We start from the raw sequence: 23,785 nt of genomic DNA, 5'->3' as shown, positions 1-23,785 counted from the left end.
TCCTTAAAGCTAAAAGTTTTATCAGCAGGAGGAAAGCAGGCTTTTCGCTGTTAATATGTTTTCATCTTTTTTTAAAGTAGAGGGGAGATACACTTTTCTCTCACCTCTTCCTTTATCAGCGCCATTGCCGATACATTCCTTATCTATAAGATATCCCCTGGCTAAACAAGTGCATATCGATAAACAGATGAGGAAGCACATACTTAGCTTTTTGCTTATTGGCAGACAGAAAAATCAGCAAATCCATTCGAATGAAAGGGCAAAGCAGAGATACTACGCTGGCAAAGAAGGGTTCGACCAGAGAAATGCTGAGCTTCCCATCTTGGAGACAGAAGGATAAGATCTGGAGAAAACATATAGCTGAGCGACAACACTGTGTGCTCAGCTATATTGCATATGCTGATAAAAAAATGCGTAAATCGCGACCATTGAGCTTAGCGCGTGCGCAACTCCTGCAAAGTAGCCAGGCGTTCTCGCGCTACCCCGCTACCGGGATTGACTTTGGCAAGGTTTTTATAGACGCGGCTGGCCTGCTCATATTCGCCCACCGATTGATATGTCTGACCCAACATATCGTAAGCCTCAAAATTATCGCGGTCAATGGCTATCAACTGCTGCAGGGCAGCCACAGACTCCTTGACCTGATGCGTCTCAAAGTAGTAGCGAGCGATTCTGGCCTGGTACTGAGCCGCCTCATCATTGCGTTCAAGGCGCCAGCAGAAGCCGACAATTTCACGCAGCAGATCCATCGAGTTCGGCTTCAGCTCCACGGCGCGGCACAGATTCACTAACGCCTCCTCGCTATCGCCCATATCATCATAGATAGTACCGATGCGCTGCAAAGCATCACCGGCCTCTTCCAGGCGATTGAGGCGCAAGTAAATATCCGAGAGGAGGCGCAACTCAGCGACGCTCTCATCCAGCAAACCGCGCTTCTCATAGATATCGGCAAGTTCCTCGTGAGCGCGCGGGTCCTGGGGCATTACCCGCACCATCTCCTTCAACACGCTAATAGCGCTATCGGTCTGGCGGCTATTGCGGTAGTGATTGACCAATTCAAGGTATTCGCGCAAGACGCCTTCGATATCTGTCTGACGAGAAGATATCTCGGCAAGCGTTGAAGCTACCTCATTCTGGTCGGTCCTCGTCTGTTTTACCTGGCGCAAAATTGCCTGCATTTGCTCCTGCTTACCAACCCGTCCATAGGCCTTAGCGAGCAGAAGAGAAATCTCGATCTCCGGCGCTTTATGCTCTTCTCCCTCTTCACGCGGGCGAGCGGCCCAGGTTGAGGGATCGACGGGCACAGCGGCGCGGCGGATAGTATGCAGAGCCTGCTCATACTGTTGAATAGCGTTTTCAGGCTTGCCTTGCTGGAGCAAACAATAAGCTGCGCTGATACGTGCCAGGCTCTCAATACCATGATCCTGCATGGCTAGAATATACTCATCGACAGCTTTATCAAAGTGACCCGACTGCTGATAGATCTGACCGAGCGAGAAATGCACATCGGCATTATTAGGATAGATCTCGGCCGATTGACTGTACTCTCGAAGCACAGCCTCAGCATGCTTCTGACCCTCGCCGCGCAGCTGCCAGCGAATACGCGTAAGCACTTCCAGCGTTGTCGGGCGTGGGGTGCCCACACTTGTAATCATAGCGATATGCCAGCGCACAAGGGCCGTGATATTGCGCGGATCTATCTGTAACACGCGCTGATACTCAGCAACTGCCTGCTGAATCCGCCCCAGCTTTTGTAGAGCGAGAGCATAGTTGAGCCGGGTTGACACGCTCGTCGGGCTCTCCTGTAAGGCCTGCTCAAGCTCAGTAAGGGCCCGATCCATATAGCCCAGGCGCAGATATGACTCAGCGGCCAGGGTGCGCTCGCGCAAGAGATCCTCTTTATTTCCCTGCGTCGAGAGCAAGTTGATCAGGCGCATGCGATAGGTAAGGTTATTTGGTTCCAGCTGTAAGATGCGCCGATAGGTGGCGATAGCATCCTCTACGCGACCATTGACGACATAGGTATCGACAAGGATAGCATACTTGGTAATCGCCTGCTCAATCTTGCCCTGGCGCACATAGATTTCACACAAGACCTGGTGCACATCAAGATACTGAGGGGCCATATCGATAATGCGCAGGCACTCCTCGGTCGCTGAAGTCAGCAGGCCATGATTAATGTAATTCTGAATGTCCTGCATGGAGCGTACAACCTGCATGCGGATATTTTCCGGCAACACGGCTGTACTTTCCAGCACTGCATCGGCAACCTGCTGAAGCTCATCCCGACTCCCAGCCATCTGCTGAAGCAGATCTTCGGCACCGGTTCTTGCGCTCTGGGCCGGCCTGGGTTGAGTTGACGATATTCCAGATTGTCCCGCGTAGAGCTGATCCAGGGATGGAGCAGGGGGTGGCGCGACCGGTAAAGCTGGCTGCGAGAGAGGCGCCGAAGGCTGAGCCACTGGCGACATCTGTACAGGCGGTGGCGCGATCGGTGGCTGAGCCACTGGCGGCGGTGGCGCCTGCAATGGTTGTGATGTTGGTTGTGGCGCGACAGGCGCTTGCCCGATCATCGATTGCGAGGGCTGCGGCGCAACCTGGCCCGGCACAGGGTATGGTGCTGAGGGCTGCGCCTGCAATGGCTGCGATGCTGGCTGCTGCCCTGGCAATGGCTGCGACTGTGGCGCCTGCAGTGGTTGTGATGCAGGCTGCGCTCCCTGTAGCGGCTGCGATGTCGGAGCCACAGGAGACTGTCCGATCATCGATTGCGAAGGCTGCGGCGCGACCGGCGCTTGTCCGATCATCGATTGTGAGCCTGCGGCCTGGCCCGGCACAGGATGCGGTGCCGAGGGCTGTCCTTGCAGCGGTTGAGATGGATTTGCGTATTGCTGCGTTGCCGCCGCCAGTTGCTCTGGTGTTATCACAACAGTGGCCTCAGCTGCGGCGGGATCACCTGTCAGCCACGATGGAGCGGCTGGCTGCTCTTGTTTTGGCGCGGCAGCTGGCGGATTTGCCAGAGGATTCGCCACAGGTGGTGGCGGCGCAGCTGGCGGAGCCGCTGGAGCCTGATTCACAGGCGGCGTCATTGGCTGCTCAACAGCTGGCGACTTCCCTGAAGCCCCATTTGTAGAGGCGGCAGGCGGCTTATTAGCGATTTGCGTCTTGTCAGCCTCATTCAGAATACCCGTCAGCCAATCCGGCAGTTCCCCTGAGGTCGCTGCTGATTGTTGAGCTGGCGCCGGCGCCGCCTGCTGCTGCATCATATTGTTAATAGTTGCAGCGTCAAAAGCCATAGTAGCGGCATCGGCAAGAGAGGTCTGTGGAGGCATTTGCTGAACGCCCGGCTGTTCATGGTGAGGAGCAGCCGCCGCAGGAGGAGTGATCGGGCGAGCAGGCGAAGGAGCATGCTGAGCCTGTTGCAACATAAACTCGACCTGTGCAACCTTTTCATTCCATCCCCGACTGCGCAGGAAGCCCAACAAAGCATTATAGACGGTGAGAGCCTGTTCTTGCTCTCCCAATAGACGATGCGCCTCAGCAGCTTCTTGACAGAGCTGCACCAACTGATCAGATTCCTCAGCAGTGAGCGCATCAAGATTAACACGATCAACGGCCTCGTCAAAATGTACGGTCGCAGTGCGCAGATCTCCCCGAGCCCGATAGCACTGCCCTAACGAATAGTAGCAGGAAAGTGCATAGTCGGGATCGTTGAGCAGCATCTGAAAATGGTGGATTGCTTCATCCCACCGCTGCTGTTCTTGATAGAGCCAGCCTAAAAAGTAGCGGGCATCAGGCCGGTCAAAACCGCTTTCCAGAATCTGCTCACAGAGGTCGATAGCATCATTGAAACGACCCTGGGCCTGAAACGTCTGCGCCTGCTTTAGCACCCCTGTGACCTGGCTGGCAGTAATCCGCTTGCGAGGGGCAGAGTTCATCCCGCCGCCAGGCCCTGCCATAGTCGGGGTTGATCCTGGATTACCCACCCCGCCGAAGTTGCCCGCGCTACCCATGTTACCCATGATGCTAGTATTACCTCCGCTTGTATTACCCAATGTAACTGTCTCAGCTAGAGAATTCCCGGTGAAAGATAAAGGGTCAGAAGACAAGCCTGTAGATGGTACCGTACCATCTGCTGACCCTTGAGATGATGTCGCTTGCGCCCCGGAAGGCATTGGCTTCGCCGAAGCGCTTTGCCCCTCCAGGATGCGCGAAAGCAATTGTTGTGCCTGAATATTATTGCCATCTGCACGTAAGACTTCTTCACATTGCACACGTGCCGCTTCAAGTTCATTGCGTGCGAGATACCCCTGAGCTGCCTGCAAACGATGTTGAAACATTAAGGCGATGTCTTTTTTTTCAAAGTAATAGTTGGCGAGCCGCTCGTGGGGCTCAGGGCTATCAGGAGATAACTGAACTGCCTTTTGCCAGGTTGCCTCTGCACGGGCTCCCTGACTGGCCTGAGCATATAGTTCGGCCAGGTGCATATAGGCAATATATGCATCTGCGCGCCTATTGAGAATGCCATACAGCTCCGCCATCTTGCTCAGGGCGATAACATTGCCTGGATCACGCTGCAGAATATTTTCATATTCATTGAGCGCTAACTGCCACTGCTTGGTCTGCATGTAGCAGAAACCTAGACCGCTGCGTGCTGTCGCATCATCTGGGAACTCAGCCAACGCTCGCTGATATTCCTGCAGTGCTTGCGCCCATTGACTATCCCATCGATAGTGATCGGCCGCATTGATTGCTGCAGTAAAGACTTGTCTGTTCCCAGGCATTAAAGGTTCACTTTCTCAATCAAGAGCACTGTTAAGCTGTACACAAGCACATATCCATGCTTCTTGCTGGAATAGCGCTAGAAGGCTTGGCCTAGTCAGAACTAGGGTACTACAAATTTTTTACAAGGGTATAATTCTGGTACTAAAGTACCTCCACAGCTTCGTCTTCTGCAAGGAAATACCCTTTGCCCATGCTTATGTACGCTCCTAACAGGCTCTTATTGTGCTAATTATCCACGATAGTTGATATATTGAAGTGCGATCGGATAATCTTTTTGCTTGAGCAAGGTAATGACGGCCTGAAGTTCATCGCGGCTCTTAGCCGTAACGCGTACCAGGTCTCCCTGGATCTGCGGTCGTACCTTTGGATACTTCTCGCGGATATATTTGGTCATCTCCTTGGCCAGTTCCTGGGAGATGCCCTGCTGTAAAGTAATTACCTGACGCACTTTTCCGCCGGCGGCATCTTCTTCTTTGCCTGGCTTAAAAATCTTCAACGATAAATTACGACGAACGGCTTTGGATTCGATAATATCGCGTACACTTTTCAGGCTTAAGGTACTATCGCTGACGATGGTTATATTATCTTTATTCCTGCTAATCTCAGTTTTCGTATCCTTCAAGTCAAAGCGAGTCTGTACTTCGCGGCGTGCCTGATCGAGAGCATTAACTAATTCTTGCTCATCGAACTGCGATACTATATCAAATGAACAATCTCCTGCCATATAAACCCCCTCTTTGAGATGTACAGTGGTACAAAATGGCTAAGCGAACCCCCTGGTACGTGTCCCTGCCAATTTTACCCAACAACTTCCCATTATTGCCTTGATGGCATTGTATCGTATTTATTCGCCCTTTGCTACTTCTATCCCCCAAGTGGGACATGGTATGATGGATAGAGAGCAAAAAAGGCTGAAAAAAGGAAACGCTTATGCCTGCTATTATCTATGATAATAAACCGCTCCTCAAGCGTTTAAGCGAGGAGCTACGCGCTGAAGCCGTCAAATTTCGCCAGCAACATCAGCGACAGGCGCGCCTGGCCCAGGTGATTGTCGGACACGATGCGGCGGCTGAGCTTTATAGCCGACAACTGGTACGATCCTGTCGCAATATTGGGCTGGGCTGTGCCACATTCTCGTTTCCCTTTGAGACCGAAGAGCAAGAGCTACGTAAAGAGCTGGAAATATTGAACAATGATCCCGGCAACGATGGTGTCGTGCTCCTGCTCCCTCTGCCCGCGCACATTCGTCAGAGGGCGGTGACAGAAGTCCTGCGGCCCGAGAAAGACGTCGATGGTCTGGGGCCGCGCAATGCCGGGAATCTACTTCTTGGCTTCCCTAATTTTATTCCCTCGACTGCCGATACCATTCTGACGGTGCTGCAGGATACCGCACTACCTGTGGCGGGCCGCCACGCGGTAATTGTAGGACGCAGCAATATCGGTGGCAAGCCAACTGCGCTAGTCCTGATGCGCCTGGATGCGACGGTGACGGTCTGTCATACCTATACGCAGAATCTGCCTGAGCTAACGCGCGAGGCCGACATCCTGGTAGTGAGCGTAGGGCGACCAGGGCTGATTACTGCCGATATGGTTAAGCCCGGCGCTGTGGTCCTTGACGCTGGCATCAATACAGTTAATGGCCAGGTGGTTGGCGACGTTGATTTTGCTGGCGTCAAACAGGTGGCTTCTTTCATTACGCCTGTGCCGGGCGGTCTGGGACCACTTACCCATTTGACGCTGATTCGTCATACCCTCCTGGGACCACAATAATCTCAGCTGCTCTGAGCTTGTATAGGGAGCGCTACTGGCTCGGGGCCGCAGCTTCTGCGGTGGGCTCGGGCTCATATTGCTCAAGGTAGCGAATCACCGCGCGCGTGAGCTGGCTAGGTGTCGAGGCGCCAGCAGTTACGGCCACGCGCCACTTGCCCTTGAGCCATTCTGGCTTGAGCTGCGAGAGATCTTCAATGCGCACGGCTGGAACGCCTGCCAGCTCCTGAGAAACCTGGACCAGCCGATTAGTATTATTGCTGCGCGGATCGCCGACGACAATAGTCAGATCGGCGCCTTTCGCCTGCTCGGCTACGGCCTCCTGTCGGCTCTGGGTCGCCGCACAAATATCGATATGCACTTCGGCCTGGGGATAGCAATCCTTGATATAGCGAATGACGCGCTGCGTATCCCATTTGGAAAGCGTGGTCTGCGTGGAAACTGCCAGCTTTGCTTCCTGCGCGGGAGTCAGTTGCAGGCTGTCAACATCGGCCTCGGTCTCGACCAGGCTCACATGTCCAGGGATTTCGCCCATGACCCCTTCTGGCTCGGGATGACCTTTCTTGCCAATATAGAGAATATAATAGCCCTTCGCTACCAGGTCGCGCACGAGATCATGCGTGACGGTAACATCGGGACAGGTTGCATCGATACAGTGTAGGCCGCGCTCGCTGGCGCGCTGCTTAACTTGAGGAGAGACGCCATGTGCGGTAAAGATGACGGTGCCCGCCGTGACTTGCTCAAGAATCGTTGCGCGGTCCGGTCCATCCAGAGTGACGATCCCCATCTCGCTAAGCTCGTTAATGGCATGTCGATTATGAATAATCTGGCCAATGATATAGATTGGGCGAGGTAGCGTGGGATCTTTAGCCGCCTGACGGGCAATCTTTAATGCATCTACAACACCGTAGCAATAGCCACGAGGAGATATTCTAATAACTTCCATTCTGCCCTCAACAATATAAGTAACTGCCTACTTTGAGTATACTATATTTTATCACTATGCTCTGGCCTCAGCCCGCTCCAGGATATGACGCAGATCATCGGGAGTATAGAGACAGACGGCGGGCAATAAGCCTGCTAGTTCTTCGACTGAAGTCGTCGGCCCAAGATCAAAGATGAGCAACGGCGTCCTGCGCCCATCGCAGGCCTGGGCAATACAGGCCGCACTGAGCAAGCTTGAGTGTTTCTTCAAGGGAAGATCCGAAGTAGCGCCAGAGAGGGCAGAAGTAGGGATGCTGATCAGTAGTTGTACTTGAGGAATAATATTGGTAACCCGCGCGGTGGTTTCTTCCTGATAAACATACTTCATTCTGGCTTGCTGCAGTAACTTCAAGAAAGGGTAACGTTGCTCTTCTGGTCCAATCAATAGAGCTGAACGACCTTGCAGACCGCCAAGGCACGCATCCGCAATAGACACTACCTTTGCTGCAATGTCTTGCATTGAATACTCTCCTCTATTATTCTCATCACCGAGCCAACAAGGCAAAGTGGTACTTTTTGCATGCATATTCAGATACTATTTACAAGCCATAATCAAGCGCCTTTGCTCAATACTTGTAGATTACTATAACAAATTAGGTCTTCCTGGCGCTATAGGGTAAATGCTGTATTTTTGCTACGGCGAGCTATGCAAGAATTCCTATCGACAGGAGCGCTATTCGCAGCGCTGCAAGGCTCTTCTATAAGAGGGCTTCGCTCCCGGTCAGGCTAGCTGACACGCGCGGTCAGCCCCTAAACAAGCTTCCTTACTGCTAAGTATACTCGATCCTATAAAGACCTTAAGCACAAACCCTTACGCGCGGCCTGGTAAAGGGATGCCTCAAGTCGCTCTTGCTGCCGCGCTACCGACAGGCTTTAGTATCCTCTACGGATTGTGCCCCTAGCAATGACGGTTTGCCAGGCGGAGACATACAGGCTCGCGGATTTCAGTATCTTCTACAGATCGTCCCCTTTGCTATGGTGCGTAAGCACTATAAGACTTGTACCTGCGATTTCAGTATCTTCGAACAGATCACCCTTCTTTCCTCATCTAAAGTATAGCAGATGGGCCGTGCTCTCGAAAACCGTGTTTTGCGTTAAAAAGAGAAAAAATTTTCAGGAGTGTATGTCGGGTAATAGTATGGAAAAATGTTCTTCTAAGTGAAGGCGATTTACTCTAGATTTTCTGCAGGATCGCTTACAGTCTCGATCAGTTCAGAGGCAGGAATTTTGAGGGCTTCAGCCAGCTTATCAAGCGTGCTCAGGGAAATATCGCGGTAAGGATCGTGGAAGATACGCTGAACGGTTTTAAAGTCCATGTCGGCACGTCTGGCAAGTTTCGCCATGCTCAAGCCTTGCTGTTCTGCAACTTCCTTGATCTTTAATCTAATCATATCTGCCTTTATTTCCCTTGTGATGTACTCGATTGTAACAGGGGCTGTCTGTTGACAAAACTGGTCACGTAGCGTATGGTTTACTTGTCATGGCATTGAATGTATACCTTTAAATCCAATCGACAAAAAGGAAAGTAGCATGCAGGGTGAAGATATAAGTGGTTATAGGAAAGTACATCGTTGGGGAGAAGCAGCAATTGTACATAAGGTCGTGGTAGATGACAAGATTGTCTATGAAGGATTTGATGTAAAGGAGGTAAGGGTTATATTTTTTCGAGCTTCTCAAGAGGGAGCTCGACGTATCTGTCACTTTGTAAACGGGACTATGGTTTCGGTGGCAGCAGAGCAGATAGAGTATCTGGCGACGTAGTTTGAAGCATGTGGCGTGCTAAAAGACGTGGAGATCTTTGGGAGGCCGGAATATGGATCAATCATTTCAATCTCATGAGCAAGTGGAAGAGCATAAGCCACTATCGCCTCATTATGAGGTGTTTGCGGATGGCAAGCTGTTTTATGATGGGTATAACCGTAAGGATTCCTGGTGGGCGTTTGTGCGGGCTGGTAAGAGTGGGGCAAGAAGGGTATGCCGTTTTGCAGATGGTGTGATGGTAACGGCTTCCTGGCCAGTTGGAACAAGTTTCTTTTAAAGTTGGCATAGGGGCTTTGACGGCTGCTTGCCAAAGCCCTATGGGCAAGATTTTCGAAAACCGCTTATTGCTTGACGTCGCGTTTAACAAAGAGGATGATCGAGGCAAGGAAGAGCAGCAAGCCCCAGGCCACAGCCACAAGCATGGCATGGCGAAGGTCCACAGGCACACACCCTTTGCTTGTCATGCTGCAGGCAAGCACGCCATCAATTCGACCAAACTCGCGCTGCAGATTGGGCGGCAGCCAGTGCGCATAGAAAGCGTTAAGATTGGGCTCCAACAGAAAGGGCATGATCTGATTGCCCAGGCGCGAATGCAGGCTGCGACCGATCGCGGGCAGCAAGGGAGCAATAATATCCTCGAAGAGGAGATAGCCACAGCTGACCAGCATGCCGACCAGAGCCGAGCGGAAGAGGATGCTCAGAGCTGCGCCAAACAAGAGGCAGAGCAAGAAGTTTTCTAGCATGCCCAGAGCGATTAGCCCCAGCACGCGCCATGCCGCGATATCCATGCTTAATACGCTAGGCGCGGGCCGATGCAACAGGAGCAGACCATTGGCGAGCAGCAGGCTTAAAAGCAAGCTGGCCAAAAGCAGGAACAGGCTTATCTGGACCAGGGCCAAATATTTAGCGAGCAGGTAACGCCCGCGCCTGATGCCGCGACTGAACACCAATTTAACGGCGCCACTACGCAACTCGCTCCCAAAGACCAGCGCGCTCCAGATCAGCACAATCACCTCGCCAGCGCGCCGGCTCAGCAGCAGGCACTTCCCAACGAGATACATAAGCGCATCGCTCCCACCAAGCAATTGACCGGGCTGGAAAAGAGTAGGATTTTTATAGGCGTTGTAAGCCTGCAGCGCCCAGGCAAAGATTACAAGTCCCAGATCGAGCCCGAATAATGCCCAGAAGAGGCGGCTCCGGCGTAATTTGAATAACTCGTTGCGCCTTAATTTCCAGGTTCCCACAGCATAGACGCGCCCGGTTGGCGTTGAGAAGATGTGCTGGGGGATCGACCAGGGAGCATTGTTCATCGCCGACCTTCCCTCCGCGTCAGTTGTATATAAGCCTGCTCCAGATCGCTTTCCAGCTTCTGGACGCTATCAGGCCAGAGATCATGGCAGGCAAGGAAGTAGATAATGTTTTGCCCCCTGATGCCGGGAGAGTCAATAATCACGCGTCCCGCTTCAACCTTGATGGCCTCAATGGCCTCAATATCCTGCAAAAGCTGGCGCACCTTCTCAGGATTAGAGATCTCCACAGCCCAGCGCACAGTAGGGTGCAAGATCTCCTCAGCCGTTCCCTCGGCGATAAGCCTGCCCCAACGGATAATCCCGATGCGCGCACAGATCTCGCGCAGCTCATCCAAGGTGCGGCTGGCCAGAATAATCGTCTTGCCCAGCGAGGCAAGCCGGCGCAATAAGTTCCGCAGATCCGCGATGCTGGCCGGATCAAGATCGTTACAGGGCTCATCAAGGATAATCAGTTCGGGATCGGTAAGTAAAGCAGCCCCGATGGCCAGACGTTGACGCATGCTCGGCGTATAGGTGGAATAGCGCTCGCGCCCACGACCAGCCAGGCCCACAGCCTGGAGAGTCTCCTCGATGCGCCGTGAGGTCACACCGCCAGTACAGGCTCCCAACGTCAAAAGATTATCATAGCCATTAAGATAGGGCTGGAAAGATGGACGTTCAATCAGCGCGCCAATCCTGGGCAGCAGGCGTTCGGCCTGGGTAGCCAGCGGCTGCCCAAAAAGCAGAACTTCACCAGATGTAGGCCTGATCAGCTTCAAGAGCATACGCAAGAGCGTCGTCTTCCCGGCTCCCCGAGGACCCAGCAAGCCAAAGACCTGACCACGCCCCACCGTGAGATTGAAATCCTGGACAGCCGCTTGCTTACCATAGACCCTGGTTAGAGCACGCGTCTGTACCACAATCTCTATCTGAGCCGAGGATGGACCAGTCCCCCAGGCAGCCGGCCAGATATTCCGGTAGGTCAGGGGCTCCGTCGATTGTACAGGCCGACCTGTCTGCTGATTGTTCCAGGCCCGCTGAGCAGTTGTTTGCGCTCGCTGTGTATCAGCTGGCCTCATCTTGCCTGCCTTCCTTCCTTCCAGAGCAGCAAATTGCTCTGGAATAAAACACATAGTAACGACAATAGACACGAAGATAAGTAATATTGCTAATAAAACTATAGCTTATTATAAGCAAGTTAACTCTAGAGCATCCCCCTACGGAGGACCTTCGTACTATTTCCGTCGAAATGTTTCCTATTATTAGTGAAGAATTCGTCATAACGGTTTCAGTTCCGAAGCCATCCGGCAAGGTTTTCGTCAAAGCAGGGTCAGCGGCTCTGCTTCCGCAAGTCTACCCAGGCAAAGGATTTGCTGCACACATGGCGCAGCTATAAACAGCTTTGCCCTTGGCAAGATCCCGAGAAGCTCTTTAAACACGCATTCGCCAGGGCCAGCGGGCACCTGTGATACAATATCAAGCATATTGAAAAAATAAAATACACAGTAAAGGGTATCACGCATGTCACAGATTCCACCAGTAAACACGTATGCACAGAGCTATTTATCCCGCTTTCAGACCTATCAAGATGAGCTCCTTCAACGCCTGGAAACCCTTGTCAATATCGATTCGGGAACGCGGCAGGCCCAGGGCATCAATCGCATTATGGCCTACCTGCAAGAATGGCTTACTGAGTTGGGCTTTACGGTAACATTGCACCCAAGCGAGCCCTTTGGCAATAATCTGGTGGCACGGCGCAAAGGCAAGGGTAAGGCGCGCATAATGCTGGTCGGCCATGTCGATACAGTCTATGAAGCAGGCTCCGTGGAGAAGCGGCCTTTCTGTATCCGCGATGGTATTGCCTATGGTCCCGGCGTGATTGATATGAAATCAGGGGACTTGATGGGCATCTATGCTCTGCGCGCGCTGGCAGAGGCAGGCTTTGAGCAATATGACGAACTGTGCGTGGTATTCAATAATGATGAAGAAGTGGGCTCGGCGGGCAGCGCTCCTCTTCTGAAGGCTATAGCCAAAGAATTTAGCGTCGGATTGGTCCTGGAGCCGGCAAGCACGCTTGAACAGATTATCAATTCGCGCAAAGGCACCAACAAATATATCATGCAGGTCGCAGGCATAGCTTCCCACTCTGGCAGCAGCCCGACCAAGGGACGCTCGGCAGTTCTGGAGCTGGCGCATAAGATCATCGCCATCCACAACCTCCATTCCCTATTTCACAACGTCACCTTCAACGTTACCGATATCAGGAGCAACGAACAGCTCAATATCATTCCCGACAAAGCGAGCTGTCAAATCTCGGTGCGCGGCTATACTAACCAGAGCCTGGATAAAGCTGCCGAAGCCCTGGAACAGATTGCCGCCGGCTCCAGCGTTCCCGATACGCGCACGACCCTTATACGCACGCGCGGTCGCCCTCCTTATACATCGACACCAGCCTTGAAACGTCTCGAAGAGATGGTTGTCGCCGAAGGCCAGGCGCTGGGCCTCAAGCTTGTTCTCGAACCGCGCGGGGGAGTCTCCGATGCCAATCTCTTGATGGGCGCAGGAGTCCCCACGCTGGATAGTCTGGGACCAGTCGGCGGCAATCTGCACAATTTACAGAAAGAATATCTTCAGATAGATACACTGCCCATACGCGGTAGCATGCTCGCCGGCCTGCTACAACATATTTGCCTGTCAAATTTGACAGGGGCATAACCGTACCCCTGACCAGTGCAATCAGCCCTTAAATTGCTTATACTATCCATACAGCAGTACTACATGCTACCTGCCTGACCAGGTGCATCGCTCGTTTCGTCGGATAAAGCGTGCAGGCGTTTTCTTGCGCTCGCACTCACCGCCGGAACGAGGGATGTTCTGCATGTACAGTCGTGTTATATATAGAGAAGAGCCTCTCTTAACAAGCTTTAAAGGTTTTCAGTCAAATACTGCGAAACATATATGCTTTAGCGGTTCTTGCCCTGGATCACACAAAGAATTGTCGATTTTCAACAATACGCCCTGGCGAGTTCTCTGGTAGGATCTCTCAGAGCTTCCATATGCGAAGAGACATCTCTACATGTGGAACTCTAGTATGAGAAGCTTTTCGCAAAGCCTGTTCTCCTTGAACACTTGAACGCGGCTCAGCACGACCTTGACAAATATCGATATATCGGTTATTCTAATACAGAGATAACGATATATCGTTTATAAAGGGGCAAGGGGGAGGCCTCTACATACTTTTTCAATTTCAAGCATACTCAGCACACTGCTAAGAGTTTATCTACATAAAACAGATTAGCTATATAACGCAAACAGGAGCCCCATTATATGGCAGCATATGGCATACGCGGCGGGGGAGGCAGCAGAGGTAGGAAGCTAGCAACATTAGCCGAAGAACAGAAGAATAGCGGACGCAAGGCAGATATGCAAACTGTCAGGCGCGTGGCAGCAGCATTCACGCCCTACAAATTGCAGATCGTACTCGTCCTGCTCGCCATTCTGCTCACCACCACTCTAGGCCTGATAAACCCGCTCTTAATCGCCCGCATTTTTGATGATGCAATAGCTAAACACAATCAAAACCTACTCATCATCTATGTAATCATCATGTTTGTAACGCCGGTTGTCTCGGGAATTATCGGCGTCGGTCAATCTTATTTGAACAATAAGATTGGGCAGAACGTCATGCGCGACTTTCGCAATAAGCTCTACACCCATCTGCAGAGCATGTCGCTGCGTTTCTTCACAGCAACGCGTACCGGCGAGATTCAATCGCGCCTCTCCAACGACGTGGGAGGCGTGGAAAACGTCGTGACCAACACGGCCACCAGCATCGTCTCGAACATTTCGACGGCACTGAGCACGATCGTTGCCATGATCTTCATCAGTCCGTTTCTGACCCTGATCTCGCTTGGCCTGTTGCCGATCTTTATCTGGTTTACCTATAAGGTTGGCAATGTGCGCCGGCAAACCAGCAAAGAGACGCAGCAAAGCATCGCCTCGCTTACAGCGATGATGCAAGAAACGCTCTCAGTCAGCGGTATTCTGCTGATGAAAACCTTCGGGCGCCAGAAGCATGCGCGCAATCAGTTCGAGGACGAGAATCAGAGGCTGGCCGACCTTGAAGTACGCCAGCAGATGATTGGGCGCTGGTTCTTTATGTTCATCGGCACCTTTTTCTCGGTCATTCCGGCAATTGTATACTTGATTGCCGGCTGGCAGATCATTCACAGCGTGCCGATCTTCGGCGTGGGAATGACCTTTGGTACGATTGTGGCCTTCACAACGCTGCAGACGCGCATCTTTTTCCCTATCGGACAATTACTCAATGTCCAGGTTGAGGTGCAGGGAGCGCTGGCCCTCTTCGATCGCATTTTTGAATATCTAGATATGCCCATCGATATTCAGGATAAGTCAGGAGCACTGCATCCAAAACCTGAAGAAATCAAGGGTGAGATCGCTTTCAAAGATGTTTCGTTTACCTACCAACGCGACGAAGAACAAACGGAGCAGGCCGAGACGACAGCAGTAAATCGCCTTAGCGCTCAGGTGCAGGAGCTGGCCGACAAGGCTGAGCCGCTCACCGTCCCGGCTGTACCGGAAGAGCCACAGACAACGCTCAATAACATTTCCTTTACGATCCAGCCCGGGCAGCTCGCAGCGCTGGTCGGACCAAGCGGCGCCGGCAAAACTACCATTACGTATATGGTGCCACGCCTCTACGATGTGGATAGCGGAGCCGTTGAGATCGATGGACATAACGTTAAGGATATCGCGCTGTCCTCGCTTGGCGAGCTGGTGGGCGTAGTTACGCAGGAGACTTATCTCTTCCATGCCTCGATTAGAGAAAATCTACTCTATGCTCGTCCCGACGCTACCGAGGAGGAAATGATTGCGGCAACAAAGGCGGCAGCCATCCACGAGCGCATTCTGAGCCTGGAAGATGGCTACGATACCGTGGTTGGCGAGCGCGGCTATAAGCTCTCGGGCGGTGAGAAGCAACGTATCGCTATCGCTCGCGTCATTCTCAAGAATCCACGCATTCTCATTCTCGACGAGGCGACAAGCGCTCTCGACACGCACTCTGAGCGCTTGATTCAGGCAGCGCTAGAGCCCTTGATGCGCAACCGCACAACTCTGGCCATCGCCCACCGCCTTTCGACGATTCTATCGGCTGACGTAATTCTAGTCGTTGATAAAGGCGAGATCGTTGAGCGCGGCACCCATCAGGAACTTCTGGCTAAGGACGGCCTGTATGCGCGATTGTATAACGAACAATTCTCGCAGGTACCGGAAGAGAGCGTGGCCTGAAACCCTGACGAGATCACAAGGCCCCTTCGTGGGGCCTTTTGTGCTTCCTCACTACGAAATTTGCTTGATTGGCACCTTTTGCATTCAGAACCCTTGACATGACAGAAAAAATAGTTTATATTATAAATAAGTACATGACAAAGAACAAATCTGTGGCGAATTGTCAGTTCATCTACTTAATCAGCAGAAAGTTAAGACTGAGACGCGCCCTAACTTCTTGAGCTTACACACTCTTGCAGGTTCGATTCCTGCTACTCCTCCGGGAGTATCGCCTAATGGTATGGGCAAAGTCCTTTGGAGACTTTGAATCACAGCTCTTGTGACTCGCGCGTCTCAGTCTTGTCATAAGCCCTCTTCGCAGCCTTCGCTCAACATAGCGAGAATGAACGCCAAGCATACAAGCTACCTATATTAAAAAACCGCCTGTACCTGTCCTTGACAACTCCTCTCTTCTTCTGCTACACTTCAGTCAATAGGTTCAAACTTATTTACCAATCGAGGCAAAACTTAATGTCCCAACAAGGTGTGTTTACGCGCTTTTTAGAAGCTATCAGCGACCCGATACGTATGCAGATTGTTTTTCTGCTGCATGATGAGGCTGAGCTTAACGTGGGAGAGATCGCCAGCCGTTTTCGCGTCAGCCGTCCGGCGATCTCACATCATTTACGGATCTTGAAGGATGCAGATATTGTATTAAGTGAGAAGCGGGGCCAGGAGAACTATTACTGGTTAGATAGCCAGCGCATGGTTACAACGCTGCGCGCCCTTGCCGATAAGCTTGAGCGCACCGCCGTAGATAAGGCGGAATCGCCATAAGCCCCTTTTTTGCCCATTAGGTAAATAAGTATAAACCTTTTTACCAATCAACCTTATGTAACGCGGGATGTTGAAAAGTTAGCACAAATATAGCGCTTTTATCTTAAAGAAAGCATGGCTTACCATGCTCCATGTTGACCTGTTGTCCTGACCTCATGACGTCACTCACGAAAACTCTATGAAAGCGAGAAAACAAATGGGCTCCCTTTCTTTACTCCAACGCATCGGGCGGTTCAGCGTTCGGTATCGTTGGGCCATACTTATTGGCGGCCTGGTCTTCCTCGTGATTGCAGCAATAGCGGGCGGGGGCGTTATCAGCCGTTTCGACAGTGGCGGCTTTGACGTACCTGGCTCGCAGTCCTTTAGCGCAGATACTTTTCTTGCCAAACAATTCCACACAGGCGACAATAATCTGATCCTTCTGGTCACGGCAAAACAAGGTACCGTCGATGATCCAGCCGTCGTGCAAGAAGGCATGGCCTTAACGAAAGAGCTCGCGGCTCAGGCTGGCGTGCTCCAAACGGAATCCTACTGGACGCGTTCGTTTGCCCCGACGCTACGCAGTCGCGATAATACACAGGCGCTCGTTCTGGCCCGCGTTGGTGGTACAACGACCCAGGCCCGGGAGCGCACGGGACAGCTCTTACCTCTCTTCACCCGCGAAGATAGCCTCATCCAGATCGGCGTCACAGGCGACAGCGCTATTTTGCAACAATCAGGAAGGCAGAGCCAGCAAGATCTTATACGGGCAGAACTCATCTCTCTACCAATCCTACTCCTGTTTCTGCTCTTTGTGTTCCGTAGCCCGGTAGCCGCCATCTTACCACTACTCATGAGCGGCATAGTGATTGCCGGCACCCTGCTGGTTTTGCGAATCGTCATCTCATTTACCCCCATTTCCAACTTTGCCTTGAATCTCACCACAGCCCTCAGCCTGGGCATTGGTGTAGACTATAGCCTGCTCATGGTTTCGCGTTTCCGTGAGGAGCTTCACGCCGGCAAAACTGTGCAGAATGCAGTAGTGAGAGCCGTTGAACGGGCAGGAAGCACCGTCTGTTTCAGTGCCCTGACCTTTGGCGTAGCCCTGATCGCGCTGCTGTTTTCTCCCAATTTCTTTTTGCCTTCCTTCGCCTATGCTGGCCTAGCAGTACTGGCGATTGGCATGGCCTGCGTTTTGCTGATCTTGCCCGCCGCCCTGGCCGTGCTGGGTCCGCGTATCGACCTCTTGACGATTGGCCGCCGCTGGTCGCCCGGATCGGAAGGGAGCTTCTGGCATCGGATTGCTCTGTTCGTGATGCGGCGTGCTTTCCCGATCAGCGTGGCATGCGTAGCGCTACTCATTTTTCTTGGCTCGCCGATACTCCATGTCCGGCTCGGTTTAGTGGACGATCGCATCTTGCCTGCCAGCGCATCGACACACAAGGTACAAGAAAATATTCGAACTCACTTCGTCGCCGATGAAGCGCATGCTCTTCACGTCATGGCCGCCGGAGTCGTATCCGCCGCCCAGCACGAAGACATTCAGCGCTATGCTCTCGCCCTATCGCATGTCCCGGGAATCGTCGAGGTGGATACCCTGACCGGCTCGTACGCCAATGGGCAACTTAGCGCGGGGCCACAAGCCCGCTCAGCCAGCTTTGAGGCGCCACAGGGCATCTGGTTCTCAGTGGTTCCCTCCCAGGAGCAAGTAGATAACAATCCCCTTGAGATCGTGCAGAAGATACGCGCGCTTCCAGCTCCATTCTCGGTGGAGATAGGAGGTCATCTAGCAACGTTCCTGGATCTGCAAAATTCCCTCCTTGGGCAAGTGCCGCTTGTGATAGGCTTTATGGTCCTGGCCACTATACTCGTCCTCTTCTTAATGACTGGAAGCGTCGTCCTTCCACTCAAGGCCATAGTGCTCAATTTTCTCAGTCTCTGCGCCACCTTTGGCATACTTGTCTGGGCATTCCAGGATGGTAGCCTCTCAGCACCGCTCTCCTTTACGGCCGCCGGGACGTTGGAGATCAGAACGATGCTGCTAGCCTTTTGTCTCTCCTTTGGCCTCTCAATGGATTATGAGGTGTTCATAATGGGGCGGATTAAAGAGGAGTATGAGCGCACAAAAGATACGACGCTGGCCGTGGCTAGAGGCCTGGAATATAGCGGCTCTCTGGTGACCGCAGCTGCCTTTTTGCTGGCTATAGTTTTTGCCGCCATTGCCACTTCGGGGATTGTTCTGTTCAAGCAACTGGGCGTCGGCATGACACTGGCAGTTTTGCTTGATGCAACCATTATTCGGGCCTTTCTGGTTCCGGCCTTTATGCGCTTGCTGGGCCAGTTTAACTGGTGGGCACCTCCCGCCCTTCAACACCTGCATCAACGCATTGGTTTCCGCGAAGCCGAGTTTGACCCAGCGCTTGAACGCAGGAGGGTTACCGCCCTGTTGGGAAGCAAAGGAGATTGATGCGTCTCTGTCTGCCCATTCCTGCTTACTCGCAAGCATAGGAAGACTGGCGGCTTCACGCTCTTGCAACTCCTACTTCGAGCCGAGAGACACAGAGTAGTAAGGCCGCCAGCCTACAAAATGACGTTCCGCCATAGAGCCCTTTTTGTGAAGGGTTTACGGGAACGCCGATTTTTATGCAGCGCTCTTAAAGCGATATAATTATATTTATTGCATTTACTTGTAAGCAATTACGCTATATCCTCAATAACGGCGAGACGCAGGCCTCTCCACGCATTATTCCGCGTAACAAATTACGCTGTAGCAAAACAGCCAGTACGGAATTTTATTTAAGTTCACTTCAAGAGAGGCGTCTCACCCAACATCAAATACCAAATCATGCAAAAGAGCTATCAGGAAGGATATAGCTATGCAAGAAACTTACCCGCGCGCCCGCCGAGAGCGCAGGATCGTCCTGCCAGGCGTCCTACTGCTTCTTATGGTCTGCCTTATGGCTTTAGCTGGCTGCTCACAGCCCTTTAGCGGCTCTTCCCAATTGGTCAAATCCAATACGACGAACTCAGGCCAGCCCAAGTCAGCGTCCCTGGCCGCCTCTTCAGGTAAGAGCACGACGGCGAACGGACCGGTTGTGCTGGGCAATCTGCACATGTTTGACCAGGCAAACGGCTGGGCCATCACACACGACAAGATCCACGTCTTGCACACAAGAGCAGGACTTGCCCGCTGGCAAGACGTCACGCCTGAGTCTAGCAGCCACGACCTGATCGAAGGGACCTTCTTCCTTAATCCCACAAACGCCTGGGTTGCGCGCATCGCCAGCCAATTGCCGGCCACTCCTGCTATCTTCCATACCAGCGACGGTGGCCACTCCTGGCAAAAAGCGCTGCTCCCGGAGCAAGGTTTGGGCGTCGGCTCAATCGTATTTGTGAATGCCCAGACCGGCTGGCTGCTGCTCGGCAAAGGAGCCGGTATGAACCATGAAGCGCTCGATGTGCTGCATACGACAAATGGCGGCGCTACCTGGACCGTTACCACAAAAGCCGACAACACCACAGAAAATAAGCCTGACAGTATCCCATTTAGCGGAGACAAATCGGGCTTTAACTTTACCACGTCTGGTGACGGCTGGATCACCGGCACCATCCCGGCCAATGATGTTACCTGGCTCTATTCCACCCACGATGGCGGCGCTACCTGGAAGCACCAGGACATTCCTCTCGCTGACAAGTCATCGACGGTAAATACAATGCCGCCTGTCTTCTTTGGTAGCAAGGATGGTATTCTACCGGTTATCCTTAACACGTCTCATGACACCCTTTTCAATGCCTATACAACTCACGATGGCGGCGCAAGCTGGCAACCCAGCACCTCGGTCCCGGGCTTTGCTGAAGCCCTTGACTTTTCCGATGCTACGCATGGCTGGATAGCCAATAAAGATGCCGTCTATAGCACAAGCGATGGCGGCCAGCGCTGGAGCCGCTATCCATTGCGGCAGGGCAAAGATCTCGCTGGCGTCCAGCAGCTTAACTTTGTCTCACCTACCACCGGCTGGGCCTTGATGAGTTTTGGCAGCAACGATACACCCATGCTTTTCCAGACCCAGGATGGAGGTCAAAGCTGGAGTCAACTGCAGCCAGCGCTTCACCCCTGAGATGAGCAGTAAAAAAGGGCAGAGGCACGCGGCTCTCTGCCCTTCCTGCTTAGCAGTCTACTTAGCCGCCCAGCTCGGCGCGGCGCTCCTTCAACTTCCCAACGCGCTCCTCTTGTGCGGCAAGCTTCTCGCGCTCGCGCTCAACCACCTCCGGCTTGGCCTTCGCGACAAAGTTCTCATTGGCCAATTTGCCTTGCAGGCGACCAACCTCCTGCTGGGCCTGAGCGATCTCCTTATTGAGCCGCTCCAGCTCTTTAGCCAGATCAAGCATTCCGGCCAGCGGCAGATAGATCTCCACAGATCCGGCCAGCAAGCTCATGGCCTGCTCAGGCTTTTCCGCGAGCTCACTGAAAAGTTGCGGCTTCTCCGTGCGGGCCAGGAACTCGATCAACGGCGTCTGCTCCTCGAACATAGCAAGCGCAGCCCCCACGGCCATAATCGCTGGGATGCGTCGGGCAGGCTCAACATTCATCTGATTACGAGCATCGCGAATGCGCGTGACCACCTCTTGCACGAGCGCGAATTGTTGCTCCGCATTCTCGTCGAGGGCCAGGGCATCGGCATAGGGCCAGGCAGCCACGATCAAAGCCGAGGCAGGCCAGGCCTCGCGCTCAGGCACGCAAGCCTGATAGAGATGCTGCCAGACTTCCTCAGTGACGAAGGGCATGAAAGGATGCAGCAGGCGCAGGCTCTGGTCCAGAACTGAGCGCAGAATGCCGGCAGTCGTCTCGCGCAAGTGCTCATCGCCCTGCATCTGCACCTTCGAGATCTCCACGTACCAGTCGCAGTAATCGGACCAGAAGAACTCGTTGATCTGCCGCCCGGCCTCGCCAAGCTGGAAATCATCGATAAGACGCGTCACCGACTGCACAAGCCTGGCCAGGCGATGCAAAATCCAGCGATCGGCCAGCGTTTGTGGCTGCACCGCATCGATCGCCGGTATACCTTCCCCAACGCCAGCTGTGCTCATGAGCACAAAGCGCGAAGCATTCCAAATCTTGTTGGCAAAGTTACGGTTGCCAATGATGCGATCCTCGATCAGCTTCATATCGTTGCCTGGCGTACTGCTGGTAGCCAGCGTGAAGCGCAGAGCATCGGTCCCGAACTTGTCCATCACATCCAGCGGATCGATGACATTATTCTTGGACTTACTCATCTTCTCGCCCTTAGCGTCGCGCACCAGGCCATGCAGATAGATCGTATCAAACGGAATTGTGCCCATAAAGTGAATGCCTGACATGACCATCCGCGCCACCCAGAAGAAGATGATATCATAGCCGGTCTCCATCACCGAAGTTGGATAGTAGCGCAGCAGATCATCGGTTCGCTCGGGCCAGCCCAGCGTGCTGAAAGGCCACAGCCACGAGCTAAACCAGGTATCCAGCACATCCTCATCCTGATGAATGGCCTCGCTCCCACAATGGGCACAGGCGCTCGGGTCCTCGCGGCTCACAGTCATCTCGCCGCAGCTATCGCAGTACCAGACCGGGATACGATGGCCCCACCAGAGCTGGCGCGAGATCGTCCAGTCGTGGATATTCTCCAGCCAGTCAGTATAGGTCTTATTGAAGCGCTCAGGCACAATCCTGATCTGGCCATACTTGACGGCGCCCAGCGCCGGCGTCGCCAGCGGAGCCATCTTCACAAACCACTGTTTGGAGATAAGCGGCTCGACGACAGTATCGCAGCGCTGGCAATGGCCCAGCGGCACCGTATAGTCCTCAATCTTAACAATCAGCCCCTGGCGCTCCAGCTCCGCCACAAGATTCTTGCGCGCCTCGTAGCGATCCTGGCCGGCATAGGGACCAGCTTCAGGCGTCATCTTTGCATCAAAGCCGATCACCTGAATGGCGGGAAGCTGATGGCGCTGGCCGATCTCAAAGTCAACCGGATCGTGGGCCGGCGTGACTTTCACCGCGCCAGTACCAAAGGCACGATCAACGGCCTCATCGCCAACTATTGGGATCTCGCGCCCAATCACTGGCAGGATCGCCAGGCGTCCAATCATATCTTTATAGCGCGGATCTTTGGGATTAACCGCGATGGCAGTATCGCCAAGGATAGTCTCGGGACGCGTCGTGGCCACGCTAATATATTCAGTTCCTTCGTGGCCCTCAACTGGCTTGAGCGGGTAGCGCACATAGGTAAGCTTGCCCGGCGTGTCGACGTGGTTCACCTCAAGATCGGAGATCGCGCTCATACAGCGCGGGCACCAGTTGATGATGCGCTCGCCGCGATAAATCAAGCCCTCTTCATAGAGGCGCACAAAGACCTCGCGCACGGCCTTAGAAAGGCCCTCATCTAGCGTAAAGCGCTCATGCGACCAATCGCAGGAAGCGCCAAGGCGGCGGTGCTGGTCCTGGATGCGGTGTTTATATTGATGCACCCACTGCCAGACGCGCTCAACAAAGGCCTCGCGCCCCAGCTTGTGCCGATCCGTACCCTCTTTCGCCAGCAAGCGCTCCACAACTGTCTGCGTAGCGATGCCCGCGTGGTCTTCGCCGGGCACCCACAGCGTCTCGTCGCCAAGCATGCGATGATAACGAATCAAGATATCTTCAACCGTTGCGGTAATCGCGTGACCCAGATGCAGCGCGCCGGTGACGTTGGGCGGGGGCATACTGATTACAAACGGCTTGCGCGAAGGATTGGGTCGCGGCTTAAAGTATCCTCCCTCTTCCCAGAAGCGATACCATTTTCCCTCCACGGCCTGCGGCTCATAGGTTTTTGGCAAAGATGCTGTTGGCACTGCCTGCGCTTTTTCCATATCTTTCCTCTGCTCAATCATATTTCCTCAAGTGCTCTCTCAAGCTTCGCGTGTAAGCCCGGCGCCTGCCCGGCGCGTGGACTCTTCACGTGAGCCTTGACAGGCTCCTAATCCCAGGCTCTCCAATGCTTATTTGTGTATCCCTGTTGTGCAAACTTTTTATGCAGACATATATAAAAAAGCCCTTCCCGTCAAGGACGAGAAAGGACATA

General features: G+C 53.2%; 16 protein-coding genes and 1 other annotated feature (1 of these 17 only partly in view). Of the genes, 8 read left to right on the top strand and 8 right to left on the bottom strand.

Features of this window, described 5'->3' with window-relative positions:
• Positions 1-434 precede the first annotated feature (434 nt).
• Together EPA93_RS35065 and EPA93_RS35060 are read right to left on the bottom strand one after the other, a co-directional pair.
• Positions 435-4,781, bottom strand: a complete 4,347-nt coding sequence (locus EPA93_RS35065) for a tetratricopeptide repeat protein (RefSeq protein ID WP_129891974.1) — start codon at positions 4,779-4,781, stop codon at positions 435-437.
• A 230-nt stretch (positions 4,782-5,011) separates the two neighbouring features.
• Entirely contained in the window at positions 5,012-5,506 is a 495-nt protein-coding gene (locus EPA93_RS35060; protein ID WP_129891973.1) for a YajQ family cyclic di-GMP-binding protein, read from the bottom strand.
• Positions 5,507-5,712: 206 nt separating this feature from the next.
• Here EPA93_RS35060 and EPA93_RS35055 point away from each other — a divergent pair, with 206 nt between their 5' ends.
• Complete coding sequence (locus EPA93_RS35055) at positions 5,713-6,552, top strand: bifunctional 5,10-methylenetetrahydrofolate dehydrogenase/5,10-methenyltetrahydrofolate cyclohydrolase (RefSeq protein ID WP_129891972.1); 840 nt, start codon at positions 5,713-5,715, stop codon at positions 6,550-6,552.
• Positions 6,553-6,583: 31 nt separating this feature from the next.
• On the opposite strand, the gene EPA93_RS35050 is transcribed toward EPA93_RS35055, so the two are convergent.
• The 3 genes from EPA93_RS35050 to EPA93_RS35040 all read right to left on the bottom strand — a co-directional run bounded on the left by EPA93_RS35050 (position 6,584) and on the right by EPA93_RS35040 (position 8,924).
• On the bottom strand, positions 6,584-7,495 hold the full coding sequence (locus EPA93_RS35050; protein WP_129891971.1) for a 4-hydroxy-3-methylbut-2-enyl diphosphate reductase: 912 nt from the start codon (positions 7,493-7,495) through the stop codon (positions 6,584-6,586).
• A 54-nt stretch (positions 7,496-7,549) separates the two neighbouring features.
• A complete protein-coding gene (locus tag EPA93_RS35045; protein ID WP_129891970.1) occupies positions 7,550-7,993 on the bottom strand; it encodes a hypothetical protein in 444 nt (147 codons plus the stop codon).
• Between the two features lie 709 nt (positions 7,994-8,702).
• Positions 8,703-8,924: a helix-turn-helix domain-containing protein gene (locus tag EPA93_RS35040; protein ID WP_129891969.1), complete on the bottom strand. Its 222-nt coding sequence runs from the start codon at positions 8,922-8,924 to the stop codon at positions 8,703-8,705.
• Between the two features lie 139 nt (positions 8,925-9,063).
• On the opposite strand from EPA93_RS35040, the gene EPA93_RS35035 reads away from it, so the two are divergent.
• A complete protein-coding gene (locus EPA93_RS35035) occupies positions 9,064-9,294 on the top strand; it encodes a hypothetical protein (RefSeq protein WP_129891968.1) in 231 nt (76 codons plus the stop codon).
• Positions 9,295-9,346: 52 nt separating this feature from the next.
• Entirely contained in the window at positions 9,347-9,571 is a 225-nt protein-coding gene (locus tag EPA93_RS35030) for a hypothetical protein (protein WP_129891967.1), read from the top strand.
• Positions 9,572-9,635: 64 nt separating this feature from the next.
• Here the strand turns inward: EPA93_RS35030 and EPA93_RS35025 are convergent, their stop codons facing one another.
• Positions 9,636-10,604 carry an ABC transporter permease gene (locus EPA93_RS35025; protein WP_129891966.1) on the bottom strand — a complete coding sequence of 323 codons (969 nt, stop codon included), beginning with the start codon at positions 10,602-10,604 and terminating at the stop codon, positions 9,636-9,638.
• A complete protein-coding gene (locus tag EPA93_RS35020) occupies positions 10,601-11,662 on the bottom strand; it encodes an ABC transporter ATP-binding protein (RefSeq protein ID WP_165423607.1) in 1,062 nt (353 codons plus the stop codon). The genes EPA93_RS35025 and EPA93_RS35020 overlap by 4 nt, the downstream gene beginning before the upstream one ends.
• Positions 11,663-12,104: 442 nt before the next feature.
• Between EPA93_RS35020 and EPA93_RS35015 the strand changes: the two genes are divergently transcribed.
• The 5 genes from EPA93_RS35015 (at position 12,105) to EPA93_RS34995 (ending at position 20,806) form a co-directional block, all read left to right on the top strand.
• A complete protein-coding gene (locus EPA93_RS35015) occupies positions 12,105-13,298 on the top strand; it encodes a M20 family metallopeptidase (protein WP_129891964.1) in 1,194 nt (397 codons plus the stop codon).
• A gap of 612 nt (positions 13,299-13,910) precedes the next feature.
• The gene (locus EPA93_RS50550; protein WP_129891963.1) at positions 13,911-15,893 is read left to right on the top strand and encodes an ABC transporter ATP-binding protein; all 1,983 of its coding nucleotides are present in this window, start codon (positions 13,911-13,913) and stop codon (positions 15,891-15,893) included.
• Positions 15,894-16,403: 510 nt separating this feature from the next.
• Positions 16,404-16,709 (top strand): ArsR/SmtB family transcription factor, encoded by a 306-nt coding sequence (locus tag EPA93_RS35005; protein WP_129891962.1) that lies wholly within the window; start codon positions 16,404-16,406, stop codon positions 16,707-16,709.
• Positions 16,710-16,887: 178 nt separating this feature from the next.
• Positions 16,888-19,155 carry an MMPL family transporter gene (locus EPA93_RS35000; RefSeq protein WP_129891961.1) on the top strand — a complete coding sequence of 756 codons (2,268 nt, stop codon included), beginning with the start codon at positions 16,888-16,890 and terminating at the stop codon, positions 19,153-19,155.
• 409 nt (positions 19,156-19,564) lie between these two features.
• Complete coding sequence (locus EPA93_RS34995) at positions 19,565-20,806, top strand: WD40/YVTN/BNR-like repeat-containing protein (RefSeq protein WP_129891960.1); 1,242 nt, start codon at positions 19,565-19,567, stop codon at positions 20,804-20,806.
• 61 nt (positions 20,807-20,867) lie between these two features.
• Here EPA93_RS34995 and EPA93_RS34990 read toward each other — a convergent pair whose 3' ends face one another.
• Positions 20,868-23,573 (bottom strand): valine--tRNA ligase, encoded by a 2,706-nt coding sequence (locus tag EPA93_RS34990; RefSeq protein ID WP_129891959.1) that lies wholly within the window; start codon positions 23,571-23,573, stop codon positions 20,868-20,870.
• 190 nt (positions 23,574-23,763) lie between these two features.
• Positions 23,764-23,785: a binding site (T-box leader), on the bottom strand; it runs 204 nt beyond the window's last position.

The sequence above is a fragment of the Ktedonosporobacter rubrisoli genome (assembly GCF_004208415.1).
In the GTDB taxonomy this organism is placed as follows: Bacteria; Chloroflexota; Ktedonobacteria; order Ktedonobacterales; family Ktedonobacteraceae; genus Ktedonosporobacter; species Ktedonosporobacter rubrisoli.
The sequence above is the reverse complement of the archived record's forward strand: the minus strand, read 5'-3'. Positions and strand labels throughout refer to the sequence as shown.